Source organism: Enterococcus sp. LJL51, assembly GCF_049894025.1.
Lineage (GTDB): Bacteria > Bacillota > Bacilli > Lactobacillales > Enterococcaceae > Enterococcus_L.
Genome location: NZ_JBNEQE010000016.1, coordinates 49,832 through 67,462 on the forward strand (window position 1 = coordinate 49,832; position 17,631 = coordinate 67,462).

Annotated in this window: 20 protein-coding genes and 1 riboswitch; of the genes, 4 read left to right on the top strand and 16 right to left on the bottom strand. The window is 39.1% G+C overall.

Annotated elements, in window-relative coordinates; translation table 11 throughout:
* Positions 1 to 107: 107 nt before the first annotated feature.
* The 4 genes from ACPWSO_RS13900 to ACPWSO_RS13915 form a co-directional block, all read right to left on the bottom strand.
* A complete protein-coding gene (locus tag ACPWSO_RS13900) occupies positions 108 to 383 on the bottom strand; it encodes an HU family DNA-binding protein (RefSeq protein ID WP_202057569.1) in 276 nt (91 codons plus the stop codon).
* A 236-nt stretch (positions 384 to 619) separates the two neighbouring features.
* Complete coding sequence (gene der / locus ACPWSO_RS13905) at positions 620 to 1,930, bottom strand: ribosome biogenesis GTPase Der (protein WP_426084179.1); 1,311 nt, start codon at positions 1,928 to 1,930, stop codon at positions 620 to 622.
* 91 nt (positions 1,931 to 2,021) lie between these two features.
* Complete coding sequence (locus tag ACPWSO_RS13910) at positions 2,022 to 2,489, bottom strand: GNAT family N-acetyltransferase (RefSeq protein ID WP_426084180.1); 468 nt, start codon at positions 2,487 to 2,489, stop codon at positions 2,022 to 2,024.
* Positions 2,486 to 4,003 carry a helix-turn-helix domain-containing protein gene (locus ACPWSO_RS13915; RefSeq protein ID WP_426084181.1) on the bottom strand — a complete coding sequence of 506 codons (1,518 nt, stop codon included), beginning with the start codon at positions 4,001 to 4,003 and terminating at the stop codon, positions 2,486 to 2,488. The genes ACPWSO_RS13910 and ACPWSO_RS13915 overlap by 4 nt, the downstream gene beginning before the upstream one ends.
* A 188-nt stretch (positions 4,004 to 4,191) precedes the next feature.
* On the opposite strand from ACPWSO_RS13915, the gene ACPWSO_RS13920 reads away from it, so the two are divergent.
* Positions 4,192 to 4,629 carry a hypothetical protein gene (locus ACPWSO_RS13920; RefSeq protein ID WP_426084182.1) on the top strand — a complete coding sequence of 146 codons (438 nt, stop codon included), beginning with the start codon at positions 4,192 to 4,194 and terminating at the stop codon, positions 4,627 to 4,629.
* Positions 4,630 to 4,687: 58 nt separating this feature from the next.
* Here ACPWSO_RS13920 and rpsA read toward each other — a convergent pair whose 3' ends face one another.
* From rpsA to ACPWSO_RS13945, 5 genes are all read right to left on the bottom strand, one after another.
* Positions 4,688 to 5,902, bottom strand: coding sequence for a 30S ribosomal protein S1 (gene rpsA / locus ACPWSO_RS13925; RefSeq protein WP_426084183.1), 1,215 nt, complete (start codon positions 5,900 to 5,902; stop codon positions 4,688 to 4,690).
* 113 nt (positions 5,903 to 6,015) lie between these two features.
* Positions 6,016 to 6,693: a (d)CMP kinase gene (gene cmk / locus ACPWSO_RS13930; RefSeq protein ID WP_426084184.1), complete on the bottom strand. Its 678-nt coding sequence runs from the start codon at positions 6,691 to 6,693 to the stop codon at positions 6,016 to 6,018.
* Positions 6,694 to 6,799: 106 nt separating this feature from the next.
* Positions 6,800 to 7,327, bottom strand: a complete 528-nt coding sequence (locus ACPWSO_RS13935) for an SAG1386/EF1546 family surface-associated protein (protein ID WP_426084185.1) — start codon at positions 7,325 to 7,327, stop codon at positions 6,800 to 6,802.
* A 76-nt stretch (positions 7,328 to 7,403) separates the two neighbouring features.
* Positions 7,404 to 8,846, bottom strand: a complete 1,443-nt coding sequence (locus tag ACPWSO_RS13940) for a RecQ family ATP-dependent DNA helicase (protein ID WP_426084186.1) — start codon at positions 8,844 to 8,846, stop codon at positions 7,404 to 7,406.
* A gap of 1 nt (position 8,847) precedes the next feature.
* The gene (locus ACPWSO_RS13945) at positions 8,848 to 9,786 is read right to left on the bottom strand and encodes a helix-turn-helix domain-containing protein (protein WP_426084187.1); all 939 of its coding nucleotides are present in this window, start codon (positions 9,784 to 9,786) and stop codon (positions 8,848 to 8,850) included.
* Positions 9,787 to 9,935: 149 nt separating this feature from the next.
* On the opposite strand from ACPWSO_RS13945, the gene ACPWSO_RS13950 reads away from it, so the two are divergent.
* Positions 9,936 to 10,175 (top strand): ferredoxin, encoded by a 240-nt coding sequence (locus ACPWSO_RS13950; protein ID WP_426084188.1) that lies wholly within the window; start codon positions 9,936 to 9,938, stop codon positions 10,173 to 10,175.
* Positions 10,176 to 10,705: 530 nt separating this feature from the next.
* Here the strand turns inward: ACPWSO_RS13950 and ACPWSO_RS13955 are convergent.
* Positions 10,706 to 11,443 carry an alpha/beta hydrolase gene (locus ACPWSO_RS13955; RefSeq protein ID WP_426084189.1) on the bottom strand — a complete coding sequence of 246 codons (738 nt, stop codon included), beginning with the start codon at positions 11,441 to 11,443 and terminating at the stop codon, positions 10,706 to 10,708.
* Positions 11,444 to 11,537: 94 nt separating this feature from the next.
* Between ACPWSO_RS13955 and ACPWSO_RS13960 the strand changes: the two genes are divergently transcribed.
* Positions 11,538 to 12,362, top strand: a complete 825-nt coding sequence (locus tag ACPWSO_RS13960; protein ID WP_426084190.1) for a hypothetical protein — start codon at positions 11,538 to 11,540, stop codon at positions 12,360 to 12,362.
* A 267-nt stretch (positions 12,363 to 12,629) separates the two neighbouring features.
* Entirely contained in the window at positions 12,630 to 12,881 is a 252-nt protein-coding gene (locus tag ACPWSO_RS13965; RefSeq protein WP_426084228.1) for a transposase, read from the top strand.
* Positions 12,882 to 13,171: 290 nt separating this feature from the next.
* On the opposite strand, the gene ACPWSO_RS13970 is transcribed toward ACPWSO_RS13965, so the two are convergent.
* The 6 genes from ACPWSO_RS13970 to xerD all read right to left on the bottom strand — a co-directional run bounded on the left by ACPWSO_RS13970 (position 13,172) and on the right by xerD (position 17,593).
* The gene (locus tag ACPWSO_RS13970; RefSeq protein ID WP_426084191.1) at positions 13,172 to 13,777 is read right to left on the bottom strand and encodes an ECF transporter S component; all 606 of its coding nucleotides are present in this window, start codon (positions 13,775 to 13,777) and stop codon (positions 13,172 to 13,174) included.
* 181 nt (positions 13,778 to 13,958) lie between these two features.
* A riboswitch (FMN riboswitch) is annotated at positions 13,959 to 14,084 on the bottom strand.
* Between the two features lie 94 nt (positions 14,085 to 14,178).
* Positions 14,179 to 14,895, bottom strand: coding sequence for a pseudouridine synthase (locus tag ACPWSO_RS13975; protein ID WP_426084192.1), 717 nt, complete (start codon positions 14,893 to 14,895; stop codon positions 14,179 to 14,181).
* Positions 14,895 to 15,512 carry an SMC-Scp complex subunit ScpB gene (scpB, locus tag ACPWSO_RS13980; protein WP_426084193.1) on the bottom strand — a complete coding sequence of 206 codons (618 nt, stop codon included), beginning with the start codon at positions 15,510 to 15,512 and terminating at the stop codon, positions 14,895 to 14,897. Before scpB ends, ACPWSO_RS13975 begins: the two co-directional genes overlap by 1 nt.
* Complete coding sequence (locus tag ACPWSO_RS13985; RefSeq protein ID WP_426084194.1) at positions 15,509 to 16,285, bottom strand: segregation/condensation protein A; 777 nt, start codon at positions 16,283 to 16,285, stop codon at positions 15,509 to 15,511. The genes scpB and ACPWSO_RS13985 overlap by 4 nt, the downstream gene beginning before the upstream one ends.
* Positions 16,286 to 16,305: 20 nt before the next feature.
* A complete protein-coding gene (locus ACPWSO_RS13990; RefSeq protein ID WP_426084229.1) occupies positions 16,306 to 16,683 on the bottom strand; it encodes a GNAT family N-acetyltransferase in 378 nt (125 codons plus the stop codon).
* Positions 16,684 to 16,699: 16 nt separating this feature from the next.
* Positions 16,700 to 17,593 (bottom strand): site-specific tyrosine recombinase XerD, encoded by an 894-nt coding sequence (xerD, locus tag ACPWSO_RS13995; protein WP_426084195.1) that lies wholly within the window; start codon positions 17,591 to 17,593, stop codon positions 16,700 to 16,702.
* Between the last annotated feature and the right edge of the window lie 38 nt (positions 17,594 to 17,631).

The following is a 17,631-nucleotide window of genomic DNA, read 5'->3' on the forward strand; positions in this document are numbered from 1 at the left end:
TTTATAACTTGTTATGTTTTCTTTGGAAAAAAGACAAAAATTCCTTTTAGATAGACATGTATAAAGAAAAAAACCCTTGAAAAAAATCAAGGGTTCCTCAGATCGCTCTATTTAACAGCATCTTTCAACGCTTTACCTGGTTTGAACGCAGGCACTTTGCTTGCAGCGATTTGGATCTCTTTACCAGTTTGTGGGTTGCGTCCTTTACGTGCAGCACGTTCGCGGACTTCAAAATTACCAAAACCGATTAATTGAACTTTTTCACCTTTAGCAAGTGTTTCTTGAATTGTTGAAAATACAGCATCTACTGCTGCAGTTGCGTCTTTTTTAGTTAAACCAGTTGAAGATGCAACGCTTTCGATTAATTCTGCTTTGTTTGCCATGGATTATTTCACCTCCTCCATAAGGATAGGATGTCTAAAATAGACACCAAATGTATTCCGCTTTTGAGTGGTCCAAAAACAAAATATAAATATTGAACGAATCAATATTCTGTTAACACGATATCATAGGAAGCTAGTAATAGCAAGGTTTTTGACGTTTTTTAGTGAGTTTTTTTCAAAAAGATGTGTTTTCTCTAAATATGTTTGTACAATTTCAAAAAGTATGGTAGAATGCACTATTTTCTTCTTCTAGGAATAACTCGAATCGGTGTTCCTTCAAACGTAAAGGCTTGTCTGATCTGATTTTCCAAAAAACGGGCATAAGAGAAATGCATCAGCTCTTCCTCATTTACAAAAATGACAAAGGTCGGCGGTTTTACAGCTACTTGCGTCGCGTAAAAGATTTTCAAACGTTTCCCTTTATCAGTTGGTGTTGGATTAATAGCCACAGCATCCATAATAACATCGTTTAATACAGCAGACGGAATTCTAAGACTCTGATTCATGCTGACACTTTCAATCAGCTCAGGCAGCTTATTAAGACGTTGTTTGGTTACAGCTGAAACAAAGATAATCGGCGCATAATCAAGATATTGAAACTCATCTCTGATTTCTTCTTCAAATTCACGCATTGTATTGGTTTCTTTTTTGACTGTATCCCACTTATTCACAACGATTACGATTCCTCGCCCAGCTTCATGAGCAAATCCGGCAACCTTTTTGTCCTGCTCTCGAATTCCTTCTTCGGCGTTTAGAACCATTAAAACAATATCGGAGCGTTCGATCGCACGCATCGCACGCATGACACTGTATTTTTCAGTGGTTTCATATACCTTGCCCCGCTTACGCATACCAGCTGTATCAATCATCAAGAAGCGCTGGCCATTTTCGGATTCGAAATAAGTATCAATCGCATCCCTGGTTGTTCCTTCAATTTCGGAAACAATGACCCGTTCTTCTCCTAAAATCGCATTGATTAAAGAGGATTTCCCTACATTTGGACGACCAATCAGACTGAACTTAATCAGCCCTTCTTCTTCTTCCTCAGGCTCAGTTGAAAAGTGCTTAACTGCTTCATCAAGTACATCGCCAATGCCCAGACCATGACTTCCTGATACCGGAAAGGGTTCTCCCAGTCCAAGAGAATAAAATTCATAGATTTCTGCCCGCATTTCAGGATTATCTACTTTATTAACTGCTAAAATAACTGGTTTCTTACTTCGGTAAAGAATTTTCGCAACCATTTCATCTGCATCGGTTACTCCTTCACGTCCGCTTGCTACTAAAATAATTACATCCGCTTCATCAATCGCAATCTCAGCCTGATGCTTGATTTGATCCATAAAGGGCTCGTCGCCTAAATCAATCCCTCCAGTATCAATGATGCTAAACTCACGTCCCAGCCATTCACCTTTTGCGTAAATTCGATCTCTGGTAACTCCCGGCGTATCTTCAACAATTGAAATACGTTCCCCGGCTATACGATTAAAAATTGTCGATTTTCCTACATTTGGACGACCGACAATTGCTAGTGTTGGATTTGCCATATAAAACTACCTCCTTGACAGTTTTCAATCCTGTCTAGTTTACCTTATAATTCAGTGATTATGCAAGGGAAATTCAAGAAATCCCTCATACTCATTCAAATTCAAGCACCATCTGCTTATCAGGAAGCTGACTCTCTTTGAATCCCAGTCTTTGATAAACAGGAAAGCCGGATTCTGTCGCCAGTAATTCAATTTTATCCAGACCACTTTCTCGTCCCTCAGTGATTAGAGCTGCTACCAGCTGTTGAGCAATTCCCTGCCTGCGGAAGGCTTTATCTGTGTAGACATTTAAAAGAGTTCCAATCTTTCCATTAGGACGTGCTGGATGAGGAAGTCGCTCGGCAATTTCCAAAAAGGCCGTTGCGATGACTCTTTCCCGGCTTTCTGCTTGCCAAATAATTAAATCATTATCCAAATGCTGGTCAAGATAGGCAATTGTTTTTTGCTCTAGCATTATTTTTTTATCTTTATCCAAAACATTTTCTTCCTCAAAAAAACAAACTCTTAGTTTAGCCAGTTCTGCTATATCTTCTCGTATACTCCTGCGAATCCTTATCATTTATTCCCCTCTTCCAAGATAGCCATAAAGTAGTTTCTAAGCTTCTCTTCATACAACACCTTCATCTGTTCGTAAACGGAAAAGACTTCTTCCTGTGGTAAAGCTGGGACTAATGTAATTGACGGCAGGGTCTCATCAACTTGCTGAAATAATTTTGATGGATAAATAAGTAAATCAATCGCTTGGCACTCTGCTGCCTGATAGGGAACTAGCTCTACAAAACTCAAATCAGTTAGTAAACTGGTTACACGATTAATATAAACATAGTTATCTACTGACAAAATTGAGACATTCAGCTTGATACTTTTTTGATGCTCTCTCAATGTTGGTAAAATCAGTTGGGTCAAGATAAGAGTCATGTCTTTAATGCAATTTTTAATCCATGACCCTCTCTCGGATAGCAGTGTTAAAAATTCGTTGATTCTTTGGTAAATAATTGGAAAAATTACTTGGTCATTTTGGAAAGCTTCATGCTGAAAAAAACTAAAAAAAGGAATCGGTTGTTTAAAAATCAGATAGTTGAAAAAAATATTAGAAAGATTCGCTTCAAGCAGCACCACACGCTTAGGATTAGGATAGTTTTTCAGCAAAGGATGAAGAATTTTCTGATTGAAATACGTAAAAAAAGCAAAAATATCTTCCGAGCGCTGCTCCAATTCTCCTCGGGGAACATCAAACAGCGGATCATTCTCAAACGAATAGGTCGGTCCATAAAATGCTAGAAAGGCTAAAAATCTGGCTTCAGTATCGGCCATTTCGGCAGAGGTCCCTAAAATTTCCTGGAGCAGCTGATAACAGCCAGTGTAATTTTCTGCAATCAATGCATCATAACCTTTATCATCTTTTAAAAAGTGCCCTCGATTAAATCGAATATAGAGAATTTTACCATGAAGCTGTCTCAATCTCTGGTTGTAGCCAAAAGAATAATTTGCTTTAGGCGGCAGCTTCAATATTGGATCAAAGGCATGCATCATTTTTTCAACCAAATGCGGCGGCATGATTAACTCTTCTCCAAACGAAGAATTCCAAATCAAAAAGGTAAAAAGAATTCGAATCAAACGTTCATCTCCTGAGATTTTTAGAGTAGAAATCGTCACATGCACCTTAAACCTGTTTAGATAAGTAATCAGCTTCTTGATATTCCTCCGTAAATAGGACTCACTCACCTGATACTTGGAACAAAACTGCTCACTTGTCCCTTCCTCAAGTAAAAGTGCCAATAAAAATTTATGCGTAATGCTTTCTTTCAAAACAAACGTCATATATTTTTCTAACTCCAGCATGTCTGAAGCTACAGTAACTTTTCCATTATAAAGAAGAGTCTTCCGTCCAGAAGATAAATGCTGCAGGTCTTTATCTATTTCATCTAAAACGGCACACAATCGATTATAGGAAAAAGAAAATTCATCCATCAGTCCATTTTTACTGTAGGAGTTTTCCGGGAGCGAAGCTAACAATCGATAGACGGCAACCTTTTCCTGCTCACTTTTATTAAGCATTAATTTCACAATCATTTTTTACCAACTTTCAAAAATATATTTCGTTAATTTGATTTGTTTTCATTTATATTTTATCAAAAGGTTAAGAAAAAGGCATTCTCTCTTAGTTTTTAAAAAAAGTGAATTTTTTCCCTTTATTTGATAATTTCTAAGTTATTCCTTATAATTTAAGCTATAAAAAGTTAATTAAGGAGGAAATCACTATGTATTCCATGAAAGATAACTCATTTTTACCTACAGGTCCACTTTCGCTAGGAATAGAATTGGTATATTACTCTCCTGATATTGAAAAAACCTTAGCATGGTTTGATGATATTCTCGGCTGGCTGACTCAAGTCGATCGAAGAGATGACAACAATCAAGCTGTTCATGGGATAGCGTATACTGTTCCGCTTCAATATTTTTCAAATAAATTTAGCAGCAACATCAAAATTCATATTTTTTCAGGCGAACCAGCAAAAGGTGTTATTTCATTTATTCCCACAACAAAATTAGAAAAGCTTGTTGCTTTTGCAAACCGAAAAAAAGACTGCGGATGTCACTGTGCTGTAAATCAATCAGAAGACGGTACCCTTTACACTCACCTTAAAACGATTGACGGTTCTGTCCTCACATTTTATCAGGAGAACGATTTGGGATAAAAAAATTGCAGTAAACCCTTTAGCGGCTTTACTGCAATTTTTATTTTTTGAATCTAAATTATTCTTCTGAGTCAGAATCTTGTGCTCTCAGTTGATCTCCGAGAATATCTCCCATAGTAAAGCCGGTATTTTCTTCCGGCAGCTCATAGCTTTCTACTTCTTTGGGTTCTTCCTGAGATTCAGGTTTAGCTTCCAAGGCTTTGATACTCAATGCAATACGATGTTCCGCTTCATTTACTTCTAAAACCTTCACCTTGATTTCATCACCCTCATGCAGGACTTCATGCGGTGTTGCAATATGCTTGTGAGAAATTTGGGAAATATGAACGAGTCCTTCTACTCCTGGGAATACTTCCACAAACGCTCCAAAGCTTGTCAGACGTTTGACAGTTCCATCAAGAACCGAACCAGCCGCAGCTTTTTCAGCGATGTCTGTCCAAGGTCCAGGCAATGTTTCTTTGATGGATAATGAAATTCGTTCTTCTTCAGGGTTGATTGAAAGAATTTTAACCTTTACATCCTCTCCTACGTTTAGGACATCTCCTGGTTTATCGACATGCTGATGCGCAATTTCAGAAACGTGAACTAGTCCGTCAATTCCGCCTAAATCAATGAATGCACCGAAGTCAGTCAAGCGTGCAACTTTTCCTTCAACAACATCTCCATCATGCAGATCTGCCAAAATTTCCTTCTTACGTGCTTCTTTTTCCGTTTCAACAACAGCTTTATGAGATAAAATCAAACGATTTTCAGATGGTTCGATTTCAATAATCTTGAATGTCATTGTTTTGCCTTTGTATTCAGAAAAATCATCAACAAAATGATCTTCTACCATTGAAGCCGGAACAAATCCGCGAACACCGACATCAACAACCAAGCCGCCTTTCACAACATTTGTAACAGGTGCTTCAAGGATTTTGCCAGCCTGGAAGTCCTGTTCAATTTCTTCCCAGACTTTCTTAGCATCCAAACGACGCTTAGATAGCAGGTAACTGCCGTTCTCTTTGTCTTTTCCGATCGAAGTAATAACTACCAGATCAAGAACATCATGAACTTTCACTAACTCATTGATATCTTCTACCTGTGTAGTAGACAATTCTTTCGCTGGTACAACACCTTCAACTCCAGTTCCTTCGATTCCGACAATGACCTGCTTGTCTTCAACCGCAAGAACCTCCCCCCTAACAATGTCGCCCACGTTCACTTCCTGAACGCTGTTCATCGCGTCTTCCATTGTTTCGTTGCTGTTTTCTACTAGTTTCTCTTCTGTCATGACTACATATCCTCCTATACCAACAAAAATTCGTTAAAAAAGACTCGTTTCTTTAATATTAAGGGATTTCAGAGAAAAAATAAAGCGATTTCTCTTAAAAACTTATATTTTATTTAATCTATTCGTAATTTCTGATGAATTATCTCTTCAATCTGCTCAACAACCTGAGAAATCGCCATTCCAGTAGTATCTATCTTTACTGCATCCGCTGCCTGAACTAAAGGAGAAATCTTTCGAGTTGAGTCAATATAATCTCTACGTTCAATTTCTTTTTTTAATACTTCAAAATCAGTGGAAATGCCTTTTTCAAGATTTTCTTTGTATCGTCTCTCTGCCCGCTCTTCAACGCTTGCTACTAGAAAAATTTTTACTTCCGCTTCTGGCAAAACGGTCGTGCCGATATCACGGCCGTCCATCACGATTCCTCCCTGCCGGCCAATCTCCTGCTGGAGCTTAACCATTTCAGCTCTCACTTCTTTATGAGCAGCGACAATCGAAACCGCATTCGTTACATCTGTCTGCCGAATAGCTTCAGTTACATTTTCCAAATTAATAAAAACCTGCTGACCTTTTCCGTCCTGTTCAAAAGAAATCTGATGCGTTTCAAGAAGCGCACACAGCTCCGTTTCGTTTGCTAGATCTAGATTCTTCTGTATCGCAAGATAAGTCAACGAACGATACATCGCTCCTGTATCACAGTAAATATAATTCATTTTCTTTGCTAATATCTTAGCAACCGTGCTCTTTCCTGATGATGCTGGTCCATCAATAGCAATACTAATCTTCTTCATTGTTCGCCCCGCTCTTTTCATTTTCATCTCTGACCGCTTTTATAAAAAAACGGCTGATTCTCAAAAAAACCGAGACACCATTACTCTGCCCCAGTCAATTATTTTCTTATTTAACGCGTAATGTATCTCCCGGATGAATAATTGAATCTGCACCCAATCCATTCAATTCCATAATTTGTTCAATCGTTACACCATATCTTTCAGCCACTTGCTTGAAGCCTTCGCCTTCATAAACTTCTCCATATACTGGTTCTGTATCAGCAGGATCCTCTGAAGGTTGTCCTTCTGCAGGTGTGCTTGAATCTGTCCCTTCAGCTGTTGAAGAAGACTGTATCGTACTTGAGGAAGCGGTACTGCTTTCCTTTGTTGAAGACGATGTGATCGATGAAGAAGGAGTAGAATTGCCTCCTTTATTTTCATTCGGCTTATCTCTTGATACCCACCAGAAAGTACCGATTGGCAAAGCAATGATCAATAATAACAAAATTACCAAAATAGTTAAAAAGACAGTGTTTCCCTTTTTATATTGACGTTTTTCAAGCCTTGAATGTCCGGTATCCTCTTTTGTATCATAGATAGATTGTTCCCACGGCTCACGTGCCTCTGTTGGCTTATTCTTATCTTTTTTGCTCACTATATTTCCTCCTAAAATCGTATCGTTTGCTATTATAACACAGCAGCATTATCTGTGCAGATATAAACATTGATTGTCAGTCATCTTTAAATAATCTTATCAATATTTCCTGCCATGAAAGATTGGCTTCCAGTCGTACCGTATTCTTAGTAATACCAAGTTTAGTGGACCAATTTTCTTCCAAGCCGCAATTGTCGCAGCACCATGTTTCAGTCTCTTTCTCCTGTTTTTCAGAAAAATAGTTTAGGATGACCTTTCGACGACAATCAGACGTCTGGATAAAGGCCAGCATTTGCTGCAGCTGAGCGTAGCGCTCGTTATTTTTTTTATGAAGCCGTTCAGACAGCTGCTCTAGAGAGTAGGAACCTTCGAGATACCCAGCCAGCCATTTCTGCTGAATCTCACTTAACTGCTCCTGCTGTGCTGCTGAGTCAGCTTTTCCGTTCTTCAACATCATTTCCAGACCTTGAAGCTCTGTCCTTACTTCACCTTGAAAGTATTGATGAATATATTCATCTCCTGGTTGATAAAGTAAGACTGCAGCTGCCGGCAGCCCGTCTCTTCCCGCTCTACCGATTTCTTGAACATAGCTTTCCAGACTTCCAGGACAGTCAAAGTGGATGACAAAACGGATATCGGATTTATCAATTCCCATGCCAAACGCATTTGTAGCGCAAAGAACATCCAGTTCATTGTCGATAAACTGCTGCTGAATCTTACTTCGTTCGGCTGCTGTTAGTCCGCCATGATAAAAAGCGGCCGCAAAATTTCCTGTTCTATTTATCTCACTGCTTAAATACTCAGTTGTTTTTCTAGCGGAACAATAAATGATTCCCTTTGCATTCATTTTATTTAAGTAATCAAATACAAGCTGTTCCTTTTCTACTGTCTTTTCAACAATCATTAAAATATTTTTCCTGTTGACTGAATGAAGCACTTCTTTTATTGAAGAATTTTTATTAAAGAGTTCAGATATTATCTCTTTTTTTACCTCATCCGAGGCAGTTGCAGTTAATGCCAAAGTCAGCGGATAATCCAAATTTTCCAGCACGTTTTTTATTTTAACATATTCTGGTCTAAAATCCACTCCCCATTGTGAAACACAATGGGCCTCATCAATCACAAATAGCGCCAGCCTGCTTCTTTGTAAAGTTTTTACAACCTGTTCCTTTACTAATGATTCCGGACTTATAAAAACGTAGTTATACTCTGAAAAATGTTCTAAAATATATCGTTTTTCTTCGTACGACAATGTACTATTAAAAACAGTCACTCTTCCCTCTCCTTGGCTTTGAAGCTGCCGTACCTGATCTTCCATCAGTGAAAGCAGCGGAGAAACAACTAAAACTGTTCCTTCCAGTACATAACCTACATATTGATAGCACAGAGACTTCCCAGTTCCTGTCGGCAGCACGGCTAATGTATCCTGCCCCGATAAAAGAGCTGTAATAACCTCCTCCTGCCCCTCTCTAAAAGAAGTAAAACCAAAATGCTGAAATAAGCGTTTCTTCAAATCCATTTTATGCCTCATACTCTCTGCGTAGTTTTAAAATTTGATACAGCCGAAAAGAAAAATAGTCAAGCGGCTCATATTGCGCCTTTAGCGTAGTAAAACGCCATGTTTGACAAGGTGTTGTTATCTCGTCTAAAAACGCCTGTTGATTTTTGGGCAGCAAGCTATCGTAGTTCTTTTCTGGCTCCTGAATAGCCAATTCGAGAAGATGATCTTTCACTGTACTTACCTTCATTTTTCTGATGACAGCAATTTCCTCAAGGGAATAGCCCGTTTGCCAAAGTTCCTTCGTCTGTCTCATACTTTGATTATTACTTTTCTCCAGACTATCGTGTATGACAGCCTGCAAAAACTGATTCTGATTTTTACTCTCTATCACTGCAAATAAATGATGATAGGTATTTTTTCTAAATAAAACAGCTTCAAAATCAGACGATGCAGCTTGATTCGCGAGTTGCTGAAGTGCTTTTCCATTGTGCTGATAACCGGAAAACTGCTGTGCAATAAATGCCTGTTCCTGCTGTGATAACTCTATAAATAGTTCGTGCCATTGCCTGCGCATCTCCTGGCCTAAAGTATTTTTTTTCAATTGTGTCAGTGTTTGCTTTATCATCCATTGATAATAAGGTGACGATTCCAAAGGTATATACTCCTTATTTTGATAAGAAAGCTGCGAAGTAACTTGAACCGAAAACTGCAGTAAACGCCACATCTCTTCTTCTGTTTTTCCATAACGATAACTGTTCAGCCAATGCGTATTCATTTTTTGAGAATTATTTACTAAAAGATGTCTGCCTTTTTCTGATAGTGCTGCTTCAGAATGATCTGCTGAATGAATAATAAATTGATTTTCAGCCAGCTGATTAAGCTGCCTCTGAAAATCAGCCTCCGCTAATTCTGGAAATAGTCCAAAAAAACGCAGATTATCAAACATATAGCCGTTCATTAGAACCGAAATCGTCCGCTTTCCTTTCAGTAAATGAAAAAGCGTTGACAGTTTTATCTTGTAACCCTGAGAGAATAGCGATAAAATAAATAGCATCTTTATAATAATCAGCCCTTTACTAAGTTAAATTCAGATAGGATGTGTCACCCGTGAATTGTCAGATAATCCCTGAAAAATGCATTGCCTGCGGTCTTTGTCAGGTTTATGCACCAAACACCTTTGATTACACAGAGGATGGAATTGTTCTTTTCAAAAAAAGTCCGGATAACCTGACTATTTCCGTCAGCCATCAGGATAGGGACACCGTATTAACAGCTTATCGGAAATGTCCAGTCCGTGCAATAGTTGTCTCCGAAGAAGCTGTATCATCTAATAAAGAAAGTCTGTAAATAAAGTTCTTTTACTAATAGAAAACAGTATTCCCGATACGAATTTAAAACAAGACAATGAACGCTTTGAACCTACCTCCAAAAGTTAGACAAAAACTAACAGTTGAAGATTGGTCCGTCCCGGCTATTGTCTTGTTTTCTTTTATCTTTTTTGCTGGAAGAGACTGAAGGTTTTAAGACCGAAAAATAAAGTAAACCAGACGAAAATTATCAAGAAACACTGCGAAGGAATCGAATAACTTTTACTTGATACCTGCCTGAAGCTTCTCCTGTTTTCAGTAGCGTTCGTTTTATTTACGAAAGTCTCAATTCTTAGCAGCTTACCCCTGAGCACTTGATGCAATCAGAGAGAAGCAGCTGCTGTTTCAACAAGTCCAACTATTCTTGGGACAAAGCATTAGCTTTCTACAAATCTGTCTATCGTGCTTCCATGCTTTGCCTCAAAGTATAGAAAGACTTTGAAGCACTGTTTATTCGGTTTTAAGGATGGACAATAATAGCTTGTTGTCCCAAATCCATAATAAGTTATGTTATGCTTTAAAATTTTGAGACAGCCATTGAATCAACATATTGGCCAACTCTCGCTGCTGTTCCTCATTATTGATTTCAGGCGGATTATCACCTTTCTGTTGTCCATAGCTGCCAAAGCCCGCATGGTTTCCGCCCTGTATCACCTGATAAGAGGCGTTCTTCGGCAAATAGACTTTCCCCTCTTCATAATTTTCTTTATTTAAAACACCATCTTCTGTTCCAGTAATTGATAAGACTGGCTTATCTGAATAAGCTAAGCTGCCTTTTTTATCAGGATAGCTTGCCAACAGGAAAACACCTTGAAATCCCTCATCTTCTAAATGATTGTGAGCAAAACGGCTGGCCATCACGCCGCCTAAAGAATGTCCCCCAACAAGATACTTGTCAATTTTTTCTTTTTTAATGAGCTTTTCAGCATCATTCATACCTAATACTGCCAAATTCAGCGGCTGTTTCAGCAGATAGACACTATAGCCAGCAGCAGCAACCTCTTGAGCCCAGATACTATAGCTTTGATTGTCGACAAATGCCCCTTGATAAAAAATAAGTACAGGATTCTCTTCCTTCCCTTTAAAAAAGAGCGTATGGTTATCCTCTTCGGCCGCTACCGACGCTGTGATTGCCTGCTTAGTCGGATGATAGGTATTAATTTTGATGTAAGCGAATCCCGCTCCCCCAATGCTTATAATAAGCAGCAGCAAAAAAACCAGCCGCTTTTTCCATTTTTTACTAGCCATTTCTCGTCCTCTTTCCTGAAAAAATCACATTGTTTTTTCTTATTCTATCAGATACACTGAAAAAAAGAACATAAAACACAGGGAGGAATCAGAAATGTTGGAGTTACCAGAAACATATGCCTTTTCCAGACAGTTAAATGAACTACTGAGGGAGAAAGAGATTCAAACTGTTGCCCTTCAAAGCTCACCTCATAAATTTTCTTTTTTTAGCGAAGACATTGACTATGGGGTATTTCTTCAGCATCAGATTATTAAGAAAGTTTATCCTATAGCAGCTTATATCGTCATTGAATTTGCTGACCAGTCACGCCTTGTCTTTCGAGACGGCATTCGTTTTTACTATGTAGACCAACCAGAAGATTTGCCCCCAAAACATCAGCTGCTGCTTAGTTTTGCCGATGGTAGTTTTTTAGCCTGTTCAACTGCTATGTATGGGGCTATGCTTTATTATGAAGCTGGAGCTGAACCAAATGATCACTACTTTAATGTCTCTGCCAGCTGTCCTGTCCCCTATGATAAAGCCTTTGATTTTGCTTATTTTTGCTCATTGATTCCTGAAACTCCTAAAAAGATGTCTTTAAAAGCCTTTTTAGGCACCGAGCAGCGGATTCCCGGACTTGGAAATGGCTGCATGCAGGATATCTTCTTTCAGGCTGGTTTCCGCCCGCGTAGACTGTTGGCTTCCCTTGACCCAGATCAGCTGGAAAAGCTCTACCAGGTCACGATTCAGACCCTAGAAACAATGAAAGAAAACGGCGGTCGTGACACTGAAAAGGATGTTTATGGAAATTTCGGCGGCTATCAGACAATACTCTCCAAAAATACGTATAAAAAAGGCTGTCAAACATGCGGTACAGATATTATCAAGGAAAACTATCTGGGCGGAACGGTTTACTACTGCCCTAAATGTCAGCAATAGCCGGTTTATAATAGCTGATATCATTTTTCTGGTTTTACTCCTGCAGCACAAGCATTGCTGGAAATAAAAAAAGATAGCATCGGAAAACTCACTAACACTTTTTTGAGTGTTCAAACACAAAAAAGGAACAACTAACTGATAAAATGAAATCGACTAAAAACCAAATTATCAGAAAGGTTGTTCCCTATGGATAAGAATACCAGAAAATTACTTGGACTAACAGATAAACATCTCTCCTTTGGAGAGGAATGGCTTGAATACAGACAGATGAAAGGAGTTCAGGCTCAAGTCATCAAAGCCACACTTACATATAGACCCACACATTGCGAAAGATGTGGCCTAAAAAATCAAGGTCAAATTATCACTAATGCTTTTCGTTATTTTTTCTCCAATGGGGTGACAGAAGGACTAAACAACAAGATGAAAGTAATCAAGCGTGTTGCCTATGGTTATCGCAATTTCTATCATTTTCGTTCGCGTATTTATAGTATTCAAGGTCTTATTTTTTTCACAACATGAAAAAGAAAAACAAGCGAATAGTTCCGCAGCTCTATAGGCAAATCGGGAATTGGCAGCTGTGTTTCTATTTCCTTACAGCTGCTTTGACTCGATTTAGAAATGGAATTGGTGCTTTTTGCCAAGTCGCTTCCGGCCCGCTGCCCAAATCATTCGCGCTGTTTCCCTTTTCTCTAAAAAAGAACTTGAAACAAAATCAGAGGTTTCTCTGTTCTTTTGTTCCAAGCTCTATCGTTTTATTCAGTTTTTTGTCCTACCAACACAATTTGACGTAGAACCCTTTTTACTTATTTCTATTTGACAATGGGCTGATTGCCCAGACTATTCTGTTTTCTGGATAACCATGGCAGTATTTTCACATAGAATATCATGAAAACAACACTGATGATAATCCCTTTTAATAGATTAAATGGAATGATTCCCACGGCAATATAGCTGCTTAATGATCTGCTTAAAAATGCTTGTGCCGTTACGCCGTAAAGACTCAGATATAAAGGCGTGATGACAAAGTAATTTGCTACACTCATAAATGCGGTCATCGCAAGAATTCCTGTGGTCAAACCCGAAATTTTATTTCTCAGCTTATGTGAGCCTTTGTTGAAGAAATAATACATCGGCAATGTAAATAAGGTTGTTGCTAAAAAGCTGGCTAAATCTCCCACCATATTTTGCGGCGATGGTCCTGTTAGAACCAAGTGCAGAATAGAGCGAATCAGTGCTGTAACAAGTCCTGCAAAAGGACCGTATAAAAACATACCTACCATTACAGGAATATCACTAAAATCGACCTTTAAAAAAGGAACTGCCGGCAGTAAAGGAAAGCCGAAAAACTGTAATGCGGCCCCTAGTGCGGCCAAGACTGCTACTCCTACCATTTTTTGTACCTTGCTGTTTCTCATATGAAATCCTCCAGACAAGGATCCATCTTCAAACGAACCATTCAAACTGCTCTTCTTTCATTTGACACTCAACATCTCTGTCGCCCACATCATCTTCGCTGCAGAAAAAAACTCTGTTTTTCTCCACAGGGAAAAAACAGAGTTAGAGCCTCTCATTTGAAAGTAAAGCGATTCAAATAAGCCCTATCTTCTTTATCCAGACTATACTGTCGGTATTGGAATTTCACCAATTCAGCTACTTATCAAATAAGTAGGTCGTGGACTATAACCACCGGTCGGGAATTACACCCTGCCCCTGAAGACGAACCTTTATTAAATTTAGTTACAAGCTCATTATAGCGTATCTGAACAAAAATGCAATAGTTCTGACCTTTGCAAAAACAAGCTTTTGAGTTTTTCAATTATTTTGCTTCATTCAGCAGGCTTGAAATTTCTTTCTTGCTCAGGCTTCGGTATTCTCCCGGGCGCAGTCCCTGCAATGTTAAGCTGCCGAACCGCTCTCTTTTCAGCTTCTGTACCGGATAGCCTACGGCTTGAAGCATGTTCTTAACCTGATGATTTTTTCCTTCGTGAATCGTCAACTCAATGATTCCTGTATTTGTTTTCAAATCAACTGATAAAATTTGGAATTCCGCCGGCGCCGATTTATAACCATCCACTCGAACCCCTTTACGCAACGGCTGTAAATCATGCTTTTTAGGCATCCCTTTAACTTTAGCAACATATACTTTGTTCACCTCATGGCTGGGGTGTGTCAGCTTTTGAGAAAACTCACCGTCATTTGTCAACAGTAACAATCCGGAAGTATCATAGTCAAGACGTCCAACTGGATAGATTCGTTCCTTAACACTTGGAAAAAAATCGGTCACAACTTTTCTATTTTTATCATCAGAAACTGAGGATATAACTCCTTTAGGCTTATAAAACAGGTAGTACACATACTCTTCCTGATAGATTGGGATATCATCAACCTCAATTAAATCATTTCCGCCAACTTTCGTTCCCAGCTCTTTTGTAATTGTTCCATTAACCTTTACCCGTCCTTGTTGAATATATTCCTCTGCTTTACGGCGGGAAGCAATTCCCGCATGAGCAATAACTTTTTGAAGTCTCTCCATTATTCTTCCTCCTCAGATCTCTGATTAGTTTCATTGTTAAGGCTTGATTCAGCGTCCTTATACCGGTCAAAAAAGAGATCCAGCGGCAGCTCTTCGTTAATTTCTTCTTCCATCTGGTGAATATCAGGTAGTTCATCCAATGTTTTCAAACCAAAATAATCCATAAAATAGTCAGTTGTTCCATATAAAATTGCTCTGCCGGGACCATCTACTCGTCCTTTTTCTTCGATCAGCTGTTTAGCAACCAGTTTCTGTATGGAACCGGCTGATTGAACCCCTCTGATTTCATCGACTTCCACTCTGGATATCGGCTGCTTGTAGGCAACGATTGATAGGGTCTCTAACGCTGCCTGAGAAAGATTGTTGGCAATGGGTGACTGGGCATACTTTTTAAGCAGCGGCGCAAAGCTTTTTTTTGTTGAAAGAACAAACTGATTACCAATTTCCAAAACGTTCAAGGCGGCATGTTCATCCCGCTCATATCTTTCCTTTAAAGCAGAAAGCAGATCATAGGTTTTTGCAGTTGGAAGCTCTAATAAATAAGAAATCTCTTCCAGGCTAATCCCTTCGTCGCCTACGACAAAAAGAATTGCTTCAAGTTGACTCAATGTTGTCACTGTGTTTCCTCCAAATCATCTGTTGTACCCTTTTGTTCATGGTATAAAAGAATTGTCCCATAATTTGTTTCCTGCTCTACTCGGACAAAACGTTTCTTCATCAATTCAAGCAGTGCCATAAAGGTGGTGACGATTTCCTGCTTGGAATATGTTTCAAAAAAAGAATCCAGCTTTACTGGCTTATCATAGTCGAGGCCTCTAACCACCTCAGTAATTTCAGCAATTTTCACTTCAATGGAGACATCCTCACCAGCAATTGTGGATTCGACCGGTTTACGATTTTTGCGCTTCTCCAGCATCGAATGAAAAGCCAGAAAAAGATCAATAGTATTGATTTTATTTGGTTCTAAGAGCGGCTGTTCTTCACGGTAGTCTTCGACATCCATTGGTTCTTTAGTAAAATACAAGCTTCGCTCAGCTTCCTTTTCATGAAGCAAACCAGCCGCATATTTAAATTTTCGATATTCCAAAAGCTGAGCAACCAGTGCTTCCCGGGGGTCTTCTCCTTCAACTTCTTCGTCTTCTACAATTTCCAGCTCCTGCTTTGGAAGCAGCATCTTACTCTTAATAGCCATTAAAGTAGCTGCCATAACTAAATATTCTCCAGCTACTTCTAATTCTAAAGACTGCATCGCGCGAATATATCCCATATATTGTTCCGTTACTGCCGCAATAGGAATATCATAGATATCGATTTCCAGCTTTTTAATCAGATGAAGCAACAGATCCAATGGACCTTCGAATACATCCAGTTTAATATTGATTTCCTGCAATGGACTTCCTGCTTTCTATTCTATAAATCGTATTGCTGTCCTTTTGTTTCCTGCCATTTTGTCAGGTAGGCAGCTGTGGCTTGTGTTCCAAGAATGGCATGTTCATTATAACCAGACTGAAGCTCATCCAACAATTGAAACCCCATGCCTTTTCCTCTAAGCGAAGGATTAATGCTAATATCATGAAGTAGAAGCTGCTCCTCCGTCAACAACTCTACACCGAGCAGTCCTTGAATGTTGCCGCCTTGTTCAAGCATCCAAAAATAAAGACTTAAACGTTCATCCTGTTCATATCTGTCAATTTCATGGAGCAGAGAATGATATTTTTCCAACTTGTCATGAAAGCTAAGCAAACCAATCGCAATTTTTTGATGCTCTTTTCGATAAGGTATTAACATACGTTTCATTTCCTCTCTAAGCTCTTGGAAAGTGTTTCTTGTATACATCGGCCATTCGTTTTTTCGTGATATGGGTATAAATTTGTGTTGTGGAGATATCGGCATGTCCAAGTAGTTCCTGGACAATCCTCAAATCAGCGCCGTTTTCCAGCAAATGTGTAGCAAAGCTGTGCCGCAGTGTATGGGGCGTAATATTTTTTTGAATTCCTGCCTCGCGAACAATCTGCTTCAAATTTTTCCAAATCCCTTGTCTGGACAATGACTTGCCATGATGATTAACAAATAACTCTGGAACAGACGATGTCGATGTTACGAGCGCCGGGCGTCCTTCGCTCAGATATTTTTCTATCCAGTAAATCGCATGGTCTCCCAAAGGAATGATCCGTTCCTTATCGCCTTTTCCAATTGTCTGCAGCAAACCAATAGTTAAATGCAAATCAGAAATTTTCAGCCCTATTAATTCACTAACACGCAGTCCTGTTGCGTACATCGTTTCTAAAATCGCCCGGTTTCTAAGACCAAGAGGCTTAGTTGTATCTGGCGTCTCAATCAGTAAAGTTACCTCTTCCACTGATAAGATATCCGGCAGCTTCTGTGCTTTTTTAGGCGTATCAATATGCTGCATGGGGTTTTGTTCAGTCAGCTGCTCTTGACGCAAAAATTGATGAAAGCCCCGTAAAGCAGAAATCATTCGGATAATAGATGCGGCTGACTGCGGTTCTTCATAGAGCTCCTGTAAAAATGCCATAATTACATAACGGTCGACATCATTCCACGAAAGAAGCTCTTCACGCTCATTTAAAAAATGAAGGTACTTATCCAAATCACGTGCATAGCTTTTACGTGTATTTACAGATAAGCCCCGTTCAATCTGTAAGAAGTGCAGATATTCTTTTATAGCGTCCTCCATACAGTTCCTCGTTTCCCTGTACCATCATATCAGATATC